The 12,514-nt window shown below is 69.8% G+C and carries 11 protein-coding genes; 6 read left to right on the top strand and 5 right to left on the bottom strand.

Annotated elements, in window-relative coordinates; genetic code table 11:
• Nucleotides 1-133 precede the first annotated feature (133 nt).
• On the bottom strand, nucleotides 134-2,734 hold the full coding sequence (locus ACFWPJ_RS07715; protein WP_378848516.1) for a bifunctional FO biosynthesis protein CofGH: 2,601 nt from the start codon (nucleotides 2,732-2,734) through the stop codon (nucleotides 134-136).
• A 149-nt stretch (nucleotides 2,735-2,883) separates the two neighbouring features.
• On the opposite strand from ACFWPJ_RS07715, the gene ACFWPJ_RS07710 reads away from it, so the two are divergent.
• From ACFWPJ_RS07710 to ACFWPJ_RS07700, 3 genes are all read left to right on the top strand, one after another.
• Nucleotides 2,884-3,384: a PH domain-containing protein gene (locus tag ACFWPJ_RS07710; protein ID WP_378848513.1), complete on the top strand. Its 501-nt coding sequence runs from the start codon at nucleotides 2,884-2,886 to the stop codon at nucleotides 3,382-3,384.
• 47 nt (nucleotides 3,385-3,431) lie between these two features.
• Nucleotides 3,432-5,006: a PH domain-containing protein gene (locus ACFWPJ_RS07705; protein ID WP_378848532.1), complete on the top strand. Its 1,575-nt coding sequence runs from the start codon at nucleotides 3,432-3,434 to the stop codon at nucleotides 5,004-5,006.
• Between the two features lie 251 nt (nucleotides 5,007-5,257).
• Nucleotides 5,258-5,629 carry a DUF1622 domain-containing protein gene (locus ACFWPJ_RS07700; protein WP_378848511.1) on the top strand — a complete coding sequence of 124 codons (372 nt, stop codon included), beginning with the start codon at nucleotides 5,258-5,260 and terminating at the stop codon, nucleotides 5,627-5,629.
• 65 nt (nucleotides 5,630-5,694) lie between these two features.
• Here the strand turns inward: ACFWPJ_RS07700 and ACFWPJ_RS07695 are convergent, their stop codons facing one another.
• Nucleotides 5,695-7,212 (bottom strand): MFS transporter, encoded by a 1,518-nt coding sequence (locus tag ACFWPJ_RS07695; RefSeq protein WP_378848509.1) that lies wholly within the window; start codon nucleotides 7,210-7,212, stop codon nucleotides 5,695-5,697.
• 137 nt (nucleotides 7,213-7,349) lie between these two features.
• Between ACFWPJ_RS07695 and ACFWPJ_RS07690 the strand changes: the two genes are divergently transcribed.
• Entirely contained in the window at nucleotides 7,350-8,093 is a 744-nt protein-coding gene (locus tag ACFWPJ_RS07690; RefSeq protein ID WP_378848507.1) for a TetR/AcrR family transcriptional regulator, read from the top strand.
• 2 nt (nucleotides 8,094-8,095) lie between these two features.
• On the opposite strand, the gene ACFWPJ_RS07685 is transcribed toward ACFWPJ_RS07690, so the two are convergent.
• From ACFWPJ_RS07685 to ACFWPJ_RS07675, 3 genes are read right to left on the bottom strand one after another with little or no spacing between them, the layout of a single operon-like run.
• Complete coding sequence (locus tag ACFWPJ_RS07685) at nucleotides 8,096-8,539, bottom strand: hypothetical protein (RefSeq protein WP_378848504.1); 444 nt, start codon at nucleotides 8,537-8,539, stop codon at nucleotides 8,096-8,098.
• A 14-nt stretch (nucleotides 8,540-8,553) separates the two neighbouring features.
• Nucleotides 8,554-9,462: an N-acetyl-1-D-myo-inositol-2-amino-2-deoxy-alpha-D-glucopyranoside deacetylase gene (gene mshB, locus ACFWPJ_RS07680; RefSeq protein ID WP_378848501.1), complete on the bottom strand. Its 909-nt coding sequence runs from the start codon at nucleotides 9,460-9,462 to the stop codon at nucleotides 8,554-8,556.
• A complete protein-coding gene (locus ACFWPJ_RS07675; protein ID WP_378848498.1) occupies nucleotides 9,444-11,165 on the bottom strand; it encodes an ABC transporter family substrate-binding protein in 1,722 nt (573 codons plus the stop codon). The genes mshB and ACFWPJ_RS07675 overlap by 19 nt, the downstream gene beginning before the upstream one ends.
• A 372-nt stretch (nucleotides 11,166-11,537) precedes the next feature.
• Between ACFWPJ_RS07675 and mddA the strand changes: the two genes are divergently transcribed.
• Entirely contained in the window at nucleotides 11,538-12,305 is a 768-nt protein-coding gene (mddA, locus tag ACFWPJ_RS07670) for a methanethiol S-methyltransferase (RefSeq protein WP_378848495.1), read from the top strand.
• Between the two features lie 23 nt (nucleotides 12,306-12,328).
• A partial coding sequence (locus tag ACFWPJ_RS07665; RefSeq protein ID WP_378848492.1) for a hypothetical protein occupies nucleotides 12,329-12,514 on the top strand: 186 nt, incomplete at its 3' end.

Below are 12,514 nucleotides of genomic sequence, written 5' to 3'. Positions count from 1 at the left end.
GCGCCGAGGCGCCGCGGGGGGCGCGCCCCCGGGGGCGCCCCGGGCGGCCGCGCGGGCCCCCCCGGGGGGGGGTTTTTTTATGCGGGGGTGGCTTTTACCGCCGCTCCGGGCCATGCCGCCTGATCTTTCGCCGTCAGCTGACGGTCAGGGGTAGGGCGACGGGTTTCGCCTCCACGGTTCCGTAGACGGTGGTGCGTTCGCGGACGGGGCGGTTGATGCCTGTCGCGATCTCGGTGAGTTCGGCTACCGTTTTGGCCGAGCCGTGCTGGGAGCCGGCCATGCGGGAGATGGTTTCCTCCATCAGGGTGCCGCCGAGGTCGTTGGCGCCGCCGGTGAGCATCATCTGGGTGCCGACGGTGCCGAGTTTGACCCAGCTGGTCTGGATGTTGTCGATGCGGCCGTGCAGCATGATGCGGGCCAGGGCGTGCACCGCGCGGTTGTCGCGGTTGGTCGGGCCGGGGCGGGCCGCGCCCGCCAGGTAGAGCGGGGCGCTCTGGTGGACGAACGGCAGCGGGACGAACTCGGTGAAGCCGCCGGTCTCGTCCTGGATGCCGCGCAGGACGCGCAGGTGGCCCACCCAGTGCTTGGGGTTGTCGACGTGGCCGTACATCATCGTCGAGCTCGACGGGATGCCCAGTCGATGCGCGGTGGTGATCACCTCGATCCAGGCCGAGGTGGGCAGTTTGCCCTTGGTGAGGACCCAGCGGACCTCGTCGTCGAGGATCTCGGCCGCGGTGCCCGGGATGGAGTCCAGCCCGGCCTCTTTCAGCGCCGAGAGCCAGTCGTGGATGCTCTGGCCGCCGCGGGAGGCGCCGTTGACGATCTCCATCGGGCTGAACGCGTGCACGTGCATCGACGGGACGCGGGCCTTGATCGCACGGACCAGATCGGCGTAGCCGGTGACGGGCAGTTCGGGGTCGATGCCGCCCTGCATGCAGATCTCGGTGGCGCCGTCGACGTGTGCCTCCCAGGCGCGGTCGGCGACCTCGTCGGTGCTCAGGGTGAAGGCGTCGGCGTCGCCCTTGCGCTGGGCGAACGCGCAGAACCGGCAGCCGGTGTAGCAGATGTTGGTGAAGTTGATGTTCCGGTTCACGACGTAGGTGACGTCGTCGCCGTTGACCTCGCGGCGCAGCGAATCGGCCAGTGCCGCGATGGCATCCATGTTCACGCCGTCGGCGGTGGCCAGTGCGAGATACTGGTCGTCGGTGAGTCCGGCCGGGTCCTTCTCGGCGGCGCGCAGGGCGTCGAGCACGTCCGAATCGAGCCGCTCCGGCGCGGTGACGGCCAGGTCGCGGGCGTGTTCGCGGATGGTCTCCCAGTCGCCGAACGCGCCGACGACCTCCTGACCGAGCCCGGAATCGCTGCGGCTGTCGGTGTTACGGCCCTCGGTGTCGATGGCGGTGTTGAGGTCGACGCGGCCCGCCGAGTCCCATGATTCGTCGGGTTCCTGCCACGGCAGGCCGACCGGCAGGGCGTCGGGCCTGGCCAGACCGGTCGCCGGATCGGTGAGCGCGGCGACGTGCGCGCCGATACGCGGATCGATCCACGGGTGCCCGGCCCGCACGTACTTCGGATGCGCGGAGGTGCGCTCGACCAGGGTGAACCCGGCCGCTTCGGTGATCGCGCGCAGGGTGTCCAGGTTCGGCCACGGACGCTCGGGGTTCACGTGGTCGACCGTCACCGGCGAGACCCCGCCCCAGTCGTCGATGCCGGCGTCGATCAGGGCGCGGCAATCGCTGTGCGAGACCAGGTTCGGCGGTGCCTGCACCGGAACATCCGGTCCGAGAAGCAGTCTCGTGACCGCGACGGTCGCCAGGAACTCGGCGACATCGGCGTCGGGGGCATCGCGCATGGCGGTGTCGTCCTTGGCGCGGAAGTTCTGCACGATCACTTCCTGGATGTGCCCGAACTCGCGGTGCTGCTTGCGGATCGCCATGATCGACTCGGCACGCTCGGTGAGCGTCTCGCCGATGCCGACCAGGATGCCGGTGGTGTAGGGCACCGAGAGCCTGCCCGCGTCGGTGATCGCGCGCAGCCGCACGGCCGGGTCCTTGTCGGGGCTGCCGTAGTGGCACTGCCCCTTCTCGGTGAACAGCCGCGTCGAGGTGGTCTCGAGCATCATGCCCATCGACTGCGCGACCGGCTTGAGCCGGGCGATCTCGGCCCAGCTCATGACGCCGGGGTTCAGGTGCGGCAGCAGGCCGGTCTCCTCGAGCACCAGGATGGAGACGGCGCGCAGGTAGTCCAGGGTGGAGTCGTAGCCGCGTTCGTCGAGCCACTGCGCGGCCTCGGGCCAGCGGTCCTCCGGCCGGTCACCGAGGGTGAACAGGGCTTCCTTGCAGCCCAGCGCCGCACCCTGCCTGGCGATCTCGAGCACCTCGTCGGGCTCGAGGAACATGCCGTGGCCCTCGGCGCGCAGCTTGCCCGGCACGGTCACGAACGTGCAGTAGTGGCATTTGTCCCGGCACAGCTTGGTGAGCGGGATGAACACATTGCGCGAGTAGCTGATCGTGCGGGGGCGGCCCGCCGATTCCAGTCCTGCGTCACGGACCCTGACCGCGCTCGCGCACAGGTCGGCGAGGTCGTCGCCGGTGGCGTGCAGCAGGACAGTGGCCTCGTCGACGTTCAGGGTGACGCCGTCGCGTGCCCGGCGCAGCGCCCGGCGCATCGCGGCGGGGGACGGTGGCGGGAGGGGAACGCTCGGGCTCGGAAGGTCGGTCACCCCGTCGATCATGCGCTACTTCTTTCCCGAACGTGCGGTCGGCTGGTCACGGGCCCGCTGTGGGCACGCGGTGGTCGTCCTCGTCGGACGACAACCCTCCGCACGACCGCGCGTATTCCCGAGGGGGTGAACTCACCGCCGCCGCATGAAACCATGGCACCATGTCGCTGCCGCGCTCCACCATTCTGGCCGAACCGGCCTGGCGTCCGAGTTCCAAGGCCAAGCTGCTGTGGGCGCTGGAGAACGCGATCGGGATCGGGATCCTGTGCGTGGCGCTCGCGGTGTGGGTGCTGCTCGACGGGGACCGGCGCGGGTGGCAGGTGGCGGCGGGGCTGGTGATCGTCGTGCTCGCGGTGCTGGGTGTGGTCGTGGTACCGCTGTGGCGGTATGCGGTGCATCGGTGGGAGGTCACCGACGACGCGGTGTACACGCGGGTCGGGTGGCTGGATCAGGAGTCGCGGGTCGCGCCGATCTCGCGGGTGCAGACCGTCGACACCGAGCGCGGGCCGCTGGAACGGATGCTGGGGCTGGCCACCGTCACCGTCACCACCGCGTCCTCGGCGGGCGCGGTGAAGATCAGCGCGCTCGATCTGCCTGCCGCCGAGCAGACCGTGGCCCGGCTGGCCGCCATCGCCGCCCAGCACCGCGGGGACGCGACGTGACCGAGTCCGCGCCGCAGCTCACCGACTGGCAGCGGCTCGACCCGCGCATGCTGCTGGTGTATCCGATCACCGAGATCATGAAATACATTCCGGTGCTGCTCGGCTCGGTCATCGTCGGCACCACCAGCGGCAATCCGCTGTGGACGCTGATCCCGGTGACGCTGGTCGCCGCGTACGGCGTCGCCCGCTGGTTCACCACCTCCTATCGGATCGACGCCGATCACGTGCAGTTGCGCAGCGGGATCGTGCAGCGGCGCACGCTGTCGGTGCCGCGGCCGAGGATCCGGTCGGTGGATGTGGAAGCCGATCTGCTGCACCGGATGCTGGGTCTGGCGGTGCTGGCCATCGGCACCGGGAAACAGACCGACAAGGGCGAGGAGTTCAAGCTCGACGCGCTCGATATCAGCCGCATTCCCACCCTGCGCGCCGAATTGCTCGCGCACACCGGACAATACGTGCCCGGTCAGACTGATTCCGATGTGGCGCATCATGTCTCGCCTGCGGATACCGCCGCCGAGGCGGGCATCGAGATCGGGCACTGGCAGGCAGCGTGGGTGCGTTATGCGCCGCTGTCGCTGACCGGTCTGGCGGTGGTCGCGCCGATCGCGGGCATCGGCGCCCAGTACGGGCTCATCGACGTGCTGTCGAGATCGGCTGCCGTGCAACACCTCGACGACGAGAGTGCATCGATCGCGGCGATCGTCATCACCGGACTGATCATGCTCTCGGTGATCCTGGTGAGCGCCGCCGCGTGCGCGCAGTACCTCGCCACCTGGTTCGGGCTTCGCGTGATCGACAACGGCGTCACCCTGCACCTGCGCCACGGACTGTTCACCACCCGCCAGATCACCCTCGACCTGGCCCGCTTCCGCGGCGCGACCCTCAACGATCCCCTGCTGCTGCGCGCCGCCAAGGCCGCCCAGCTGGAAATGATCATGACCGGGGAGAATCCACGCCAGAAGATCCTGCCCCAGGCGCCACGCACCGCCGTCGAACGCACCCTCGACGAACTACTCCGCACCCGCCGCATGCCGGGTGGGCAGAGCGTCGGAGGGCAGGCGCCCCAGCCCGAATCAGTGCACTCCGCCGTACCGTCGATGGTGGCGAAGCACGCGAATCTCGATGCACCGCAGCCGATTACCGGGGCGACACTCGGCACGATCGACCTGATCCAGCACGGTCCGGCCGCGCGTCGCCGCCGCTATACGAAGGCCGCGTGGCCGGTCGGCATCCTGGTCGCCGTGCTGATCGTCCTCGCCGTGACCACCGGTCCACTGCCCACCTGGATCTGGTCGGTGCCCGCCGTCTTCGCCGTCATCAATGCCTTGCTCGCCGAGGACCGCTACCGCAGCCTCGGCCACCGCGTACTGCCCGGCAGCACCGGCCCCACCTGGCTGATCACCCGCCGCGGCAGCCTCGACCGCAACCGCGACTGCCTGGAGGCCCCCGGCATCATCGGCTGGACCATCCGCCGCACCTACTGGCAGCGCCGAGCAGGCCTGGCCACCGTGGTCGCCGCCACCGCCGCGGGCAAGAAGGCCTACTTGGTGGTCGACATTCCCATCGACCAGGCCGTCGCGCTGATCGACGCCGTCACGCCCGGTCTGCGGGGCACGCGCTGACCGCCAGTCGCCGCTACCGGCCGCCAGTCGGCAGTCGCCGGCGCCGCTCGCGGACAAGCGGGTCGGCGGACGCAGGTCGGCAGTCGCCGGACGCGGGCAAGCGGGTCGCCAGTCGGCAGTCGCCGATCGCCGGACGCGGGCAAGCGGGTCGCCAGTCGCCGGACGCCGGACGCGCCGAGTGTCCACCCGCTGCCGATGTGGGCGCGGCGTAGCCTCCTAAGAGGTGTTGTGGTGCGAACGGAGGGCGGTTCGTGGAGTTCACCGAGATCATCGAGACCGCGGGGAAGGTGCTCGACGCCGCGGGCGTCGCCGCGATCGTCCTCGGCGGACTGATCGGCACGATTCGCTTCGCCCGCGAGGTGGCCGGTCGCGGGGACTTCGACCGTGCCTATCGCAGCTACCGGCGCGGGCTCGGCCGGGCCATTCTGCTCGGGCTGGAATTCCTGGTCGCCGCCGATATCATCCGATCCGTCGCACTCTCGCCGAGTTTCACCAGCGTCGGCGTGCTGGCGCTGATCGTGCTGGTGCGAACCTTCCTCAGCTATTCGCTGCAGCTCGAATTGACTGGGCGGTGGCCGTGGCAGCGACCGAAATCCGATTCGTCGACGGTCGCCTCGCTTTGAGCGAAGTGGAATAGGCGAACGGCCGGGAGTCAGCTGACTCCCGGCCGTCGCGTGTCCTGCGGTAACTAGACCGCGACCGCTTCCTTCGTCGGTTCATCCTGGCCCGCACCAGCTTTGGCGTCGCGCATCAGGATGACCGCGAGTACCGCCGCGGCCAGCGAGGCGAGGGCGCCGACACCGAAGGTGACCTGCATGGCAGTGCAGAAGGCATCCCTGGCCAGCCCGATGACGGTGTCGTCGCCGGTGCCGACCGCGCCCGCGATCGATTCCCTGGCCGCGGCGGGCGCCGAATCCGGCATGGCGCCGGCGAAGGTACCGGCCAGCACCGCACCGAGCACCGCCACACCGAGGGCAGCGCCCGCCTGCTGGATGGTGTCGTTGAGCGCCGACCCGACGCCGGCGTGGTCCTCGGGCACCGCGCTCATCAGCGCGCCGATCGCGGCGGGCATCGCCAGACCGCCACCGGCGCCGAGCAGCGCCATCGCGACGGCGGGCAGGGTGAAGCTCGCACCGGCGTCGAGGGTGGCCAGCACCGCGAAGCCCGCGGCCACGACGACCAGACCCGCGATGGTGACGATCCGCGCGCCCAGCTTGCCGACCAGCACCGCGCCGATGCCGTTGGCGACGAGCAGGGTGATCGCCATCGGGGTGAAGGCCAGGGCGGTCTCCATCGGCGAGTAGCTGAGCACGAACTGCAGGTACTGGGTGAGCACGAGCACCAGGCCGCCGTTGGCGAAGGTCACCAGGACCAGCGAGAAGCTGGAGCCGGTGAAGGTGCGATTGCGGAACAGCTGCAGCGGAACCATCGGCGCATCGGTGCGCAGTTCACGAATCACGAAGGCGCCCAGGGCGAGCACGGTCACGGCGAAGCCCGTCAGCACGCCACGGTCGGTCCAGCCCGCGTGCGGCACCGAGATGATGGTCCACACCAGCGCGGTCATGCCGATGATCGAGGTGAGCGCGCCGGGGACGTCGGGCTTGCGCCAAGGCCCCTTGGATTCCGGCATCAGCACCAGCGCGGCCACGATGGCGACCGCGGCGATCGGCACATTCATCACGAACACCGAACCCCACCAGAAGTGATCGAGCAGCACACCACCGACGACCGGGCCACCGACCATGCCGACCGTCGCCACCGCGCTCCACGCGCCGATGGCCTTGGGCCGCTCGTCGTCGTCGAAGACGGTGATCAGGATCGACAGCGTGCTCGGCATGATCAGCACGCCGCCGATGCCCATCAGCGCACGGCCCGCGATCAGCAGCTCGGCGCTGTCCGCGTAGGCGGCCAGCAGGGACGCGCCGCCGAAGAGCACCAGGCCGATCACCATCACCAGCCTGCGGCCGAACCGGTCCGACAGGCTGCCCGAGGTGAGCAGCAGGCCGGCGAACACCAGCAGGTAGGCGTCGATGATCCACTGGATCTGCTGGGAACTCGCGCCGAGGTCGGTGGCGATCTGCGGGATGGCGACGGTGAGGACCATGTTGTCCACGATCAGCACCAGCGAGCTCAGGCACAGCACGATCAGGATCAGCCAGCGGCGGGGATTGCGGACCCTCTCGTCCGCGGAAGTCGTTGTGAGCATCGCGCTCTCCTCTCGAAGTTCTCCGCACGCCGTGCGGGTATGTCGAACACTGTACGATCAAGCGCACGATGTTCGCAAGAGGAACGTTGTACGATGTCCGTACAGTGCACGTGATCACCCACCGGAGGAGGCGAGCGATGGCCGCGGCCAGCACGAACTCGAACGAGATCGCATCGGTCTGGACCAGGCCCACCCGCGAACGACGCGACCAGCCCGCCCTGAGCCGGGATCAGATCGTGGCCGAGGCGATCAGCCTGCTCGACGCCGAGGGCTTCGACGCGCTGAGCATGCGCAAACTCGGCGCACGGCTCGGCGCGGGCGCGACCTCGCTCTACACCCACGTCGCGAACAAGGACGAACTACTGGAACTGGTCGTCGACCAGGTCATCGGCGAGGTCAAGGTCCCGCGGCCCGACCCGCGGCACTGGCGCGCGCCGATGCACGAGCAGGCCGACGCCCTGCGCGCGACCCTGCTGGCGCACCCGTGGATCACGATCGTGCTCAGCAACGCGGCCCTGACCTACCTGGGCCCCAACATGATGCGGCTGACCGACTCGATGCTGGCCATCGTGGAGGCGGGCGGCTTCGACGACGACGTCGTCGACATCACCACCAACACGGTCTTCCAGTTCATCGTCGGCTCCTGCGCCAACGAAGCGGCGATGCTGATGACCGTCGCCCGCAGCGGGCTGCCCACCCAGCAGTGGGTCGACCAGGTGATGGCCGCCAGCGCCGCCGCGTCGACGAAGTACCCGCGCCTGCACCGGCGCTACGTCGACCAGCGTCCGCAGGTCGTGGCCGAAGCGGCGGCCGGGGTGGTCAGCAGGTTCGCCCAGGCCATCGATCTGATCCTGGACGGCGCCGAAACCCGGCGCGGCTGACCTCAGCTCGACCGGAACAGGCCGAAGTTGGCGCGGTAGTAGAGGTAGGCGAGCGGCGCGAGCACACCGCAGGCCAGCAGGAGCAGAGTGCGTCCGTCGCTGCCGAGCAGCACGTCGCCGCCGGGCCCCCGCGAGGAGGCGACGAGGAATCCGAAGACCCACACCACGATCGGGGCGAAGGTGAAGCCGAGCCGGTCGGTCACCGATTCCATGCCGTAGACCAGGGCAACGTTGATCGGCGCCGCCAGCAGCGCGGCCACCGGAAACGCGAGAGTGCCGAGATAGAGCGGCAGGAACAGCACCTCGAGTGCCAGGGTGATCAGCGCGTCGACGAGCAGCAGAACGACGATCAGACCCGAGAGCACCGGGTCGAGTCGGGCGGGCAGGCGCACGGACCGCAGCACGGCGGTGGGGGTGCCTGCGGGCTGATCGGAGTCGGTCACCATGGCGGCGAGTCTATTCACTCCAGACCGGCGAACAGATCGTGCTCGAACCCGTCCGCCCCGACCTGGCCACGCGCGCCGCGCACCAGGGTGAAGTGTTCCTCCGGCAGGACCGGCAGCGCGATGTTGTTGGACAGGGCGAACTCCCGGCCACTGGGCGCGACGGTGACCTGGGTGGCGTGCGCGCGCATCGCGGCCCGCTTGGCCGAGACCGCGTCGGACACGTCGACCACGGTGGTCACGCCGCTGGTCGACATCGCGGCCAGCTCGGCCTCGATCGGCAACCGCCAGCCCGCCGGCAGCGCGCCGGGCAGCTCATCGACGGTGCGGCGGGCGAGGGCGGCGGTGTGCTGACGCAGCAGGTCGCCGTCGGTGACGGTCCAGTAGAACTTGGGGACGTCCCAGCCCTGCTCGGCGGCCGCCGCGACGGCGTCGGTGGTGATCTGGTGGGCGCGGATGTGGTCGGGGTGGCCGTAGCCGCCGCGCGGGTCGTAGGTGACGACCACGCGCGGGCGCAGTTCCAGCAGCACCGCGACGAGCGCGTCGACCGCGGCGTCACCGGAGTTCACGAAGGCCCGCGGATGCTCGGCCGACGGCGTGCCCGCCATGCCGGAATCGCGCCATCGGCCCGCGCCGCCGAGGAACCACGGCTCGCCCGCGTCCAGCGCGGCCAGCGCGGCGGTGAGTTCGGCGATGCGGTACCCGCCGAGCTGGTCGGCCTCGCCGGCGATCAAGCCCGCCCAGCGCTCGCCGATGACCTCGCCTTCCTCGCCGAGCGTGCAGGTCACCACGGTGACCGGAACGCCGCGGCGGCGATAGTGCGCGATCGTGCCGCCGGTGGTGAGGGTTTCGTCGTCGGGGTGGGCGTGCACCAGCAGCAGACCGCCGGTGCCACGGTGGGATCGCGTCACGGGAGCCTCCGCCATTGCGCCGTATCTCCGAAGATGCCGACCTGGATCGCCCCGGACAGCGACACACCGTCCACCCGCGGGCCCGCCGCGGCGACGACATTGTCCTGCACGATCGGCAGCACGGTCGACAGTTCCCACAGCCGGGGTTCGGCCTCGGTCAGGATGCGTGGCACGTCGATACCGCGCAGCGCCTGGTCGATCGAGGGTTGCAGGGCCGGATCGCACACGCCACCGATATTGCTGGGCGCCTTGCGGTATGCCTCGGCGGCGGCCAGCGACTTGCTGTCGGCGCCCGCCACCTCCACCGGCGGGCAGCCGTAGCGCGAGGCGAGCACGGTCGCCGGATCGTCACCGGCCAGCTCCCAGCCGACGATCGCGTCGATCCCCGACTCGGTGAGTTCCTTGCCGTACAGCTCGTCGGCGGGCAAGCCGCGGACCGTGGCTTCGATACCGGCGCTGCGCAATTGGTCGGCGGCGGTGTTCGCGACGGCGAGTGCCTGCGCGTCCTCGATGACGGCGCCGATCCGCACCGAGAGCCCCTTGCCGTTGCGGGCGACCGAGCGCGGGCGCGGCGCGGGTGAGGTCGGCGAACCGGTCTGCGGCGTCTCCGGCGCGCGCCCGAAACCGGCCTCGGCCAGCAGCGCGAACGCCTCCTCGGTGCTCGGGCGCGGCGGCGCGGTCGGGGTGTAGCCGGGGCTCGACGGCGGAAGGACCTGCGCGCGTGCGGGTTCCACCCAGCCGCCGGTCTGCGCGCCGACGGTGGCCAGCAGCGCCGGATCGAGCAGGGCGAGCACCGCCTTGCGCACCCGCACGTCGGTCAGGTCGCCGGAGCGGCCGTTGAGCGCCAACTGCAGTTCACGGGCCTGCGGCATGATGTTGGTCCGCACCGAGGGGATCGCCGCGAGCTGCGCCTGGGTCGCCACCCCGCCGTGCACCAGCGCCATCTGCGCGTCACCGGTGCGCAGCGATTCGGCCAGCTGCGAGGGAGTTCCGCCGCGGCGGAACAGGATCTGGTCCGGCGCGGCCGGGGTACCCCAGAAGCGGTCGTTGCGCTCGAGCAGGATCTCGTCGCGACCGCGGTCGACGGACTTAATGGTGAAATTGCCGCCGGAGACCGGAATCCGGTCGACCAGGCCGCTGGTGAACCCGCCCGGGGAATCCTTCACCAGGTGTGAGGGCAGCAGGTTCGAGAACAGTTCGCGCCAGGCCGGATACGGCTGGGTCAATGTCACGGTGACCGTCTTGCCGCCACCGGAGGACGCCACGTCCGAGATCAGCCGGTAGCCCGCCGGATCGACCACGCCGGGCTGGGTGGTCATCTGCTGCCACAGGAAACGGAAGTCCTCGGCCGCGATCGGGGCGCCGTCGGACCAGTTGGCCTGGTTGCGCAGGGTGTAGGTGATGGTGAACGGCTCCTGGGCCGTCACATCCGCCGACTCGATGAGCGACGCGTCGGGCATCCACTCGACCACGGTCGGATGCGCCTGCGCCGCCACCGGCCGGAACGGGCTCGGCAGCACCATCGAGCTCACCGCGTTCGTCGCGGGTGATTGATCCGAGCGCAGATGCGGATTGAAGCCGATGCCGATGTCGTCGATCGCCACCACGACCGTGTTCTTCCCCGGCTTCGCCTGGGTGGTCTTGGGCGAATCGGTGCTCTCGATCGGCGGTGGTGGATTCGCGGTACAACCAGCGAGGACCGTCATCGACACGGCCATCGCCAACACTGCTGCTGCGCGCCACCCTGGGCGTCTGACCGCCGAACTCACCTTTGGCACCCTACCGTGTCGGGTCGCAGCAAAGTGCTGCGGCGTCGGCCTCGAATCCCGGGCCCACGGCCCGACGGGAGCCTTGTTAACCGGTCTGGTCACGGGCTACCGTGAAAAGATGATCAGCCGCAACGACGGCTGCGCAATCGTACGCACAGCCTGCGATTTCGCCCATCCGGGCGCCACGATCGCCGACCATCTTCGGTCCGCGGCGCTCCCATCTGCCCGGCGCGAATTGCACCTCGAGTCGGGCCGGAGATGCCCGTACGGGCGCCATCGCCGCACGGCCCCGGGACACGCAAGCACCACGCGAAGGGCAAGATGATGCGCTATCTCACAGTCCTCTACGGTGCCGCAAGCTATCTGGCATTTCTCGGCGCATTTCTCTACGCCATCGGCTTCGTCGGCAATTTCCTGGTTCCCCGCACCGTCGACGCGGGGGTGACAGCGTCGATCGGCGAGGCCGTCCTGGTCAACGCGGCGCTGCTCGGGCTCTTCGCCGTCCAGCACAGTGTGATGGCCCGCCCGGCGTTCAAACGCTGGTGGACGCGGCTGGTGCCTGCCACCATCGAACGCAGCACCTACGTGCTGCTGGCCAGCCTGGCGCTGTTCCTGCTCTACTGGCAGTGGCGAACGATGCCGGACATCGTCTGGGACGTGCAGGCCACGGCGGGTCGGGTCGTACTGTGGGCGCTGTTCTGGATCGGCTGGGCCATTGTGCTGGCCTCGACGTTCATGATCAACCACTGGGACCTGTTCGGGCTACGACAGGTCTATCTGGCCTGGCGCGGCGAGCCCTACACCGACTTGCCGTTTCGCACCTCGATGTTCTATCGGGTGGTTCGGCATCCGATCATGGTCGGCTTCATCATCGCGTTCTGGGCGACGCCGACGATGACGGCAGGCCACCTGTTGTTCGCGATCGCGACGACCGCCTACATCCTGATCGCCGTGCGACTCGAGGAGCACGACCTGACGGCCGCCCTCGGCGATCAATATCGCGACTATCGGCGTCGGGTGCCCGGGATGCTGCCCTGGCCGCACCACCACGACGCCGCGCCGACCGTCGGGCATCACCGTCCGGTGTAGCGGCGAGATAGGGAGTCGCGGCTATGCCTGTCCGTTCCGCGGTGCGGTGTCGCCTCGAAGCGCAGGGTTATCGCGGGCTCGACGACGCGACACTCGAACAACTCGCGCCGTGGCTGCGCTGGTCACCGGCGCTGTGCACTATTGCCATCGTCATCGGCGTGGCCACCAGGTCCCCGGTGGTCCTGTGCTCGATCGCCGGGATCGCGCTA

Origin of the sequence: Nocardia sp. NPDC058497 (assembly GCF_042720195.1) — a bacterium.
Taxonomy (GTDB): Bacteria; Actinomycetota; Actinomycetes; order Mycobacteriales; family Mycobacteriaceae; genus Nocardia.
This window is presented reverse-complemented; position numbering and strand designations above follow the sequence as displayed.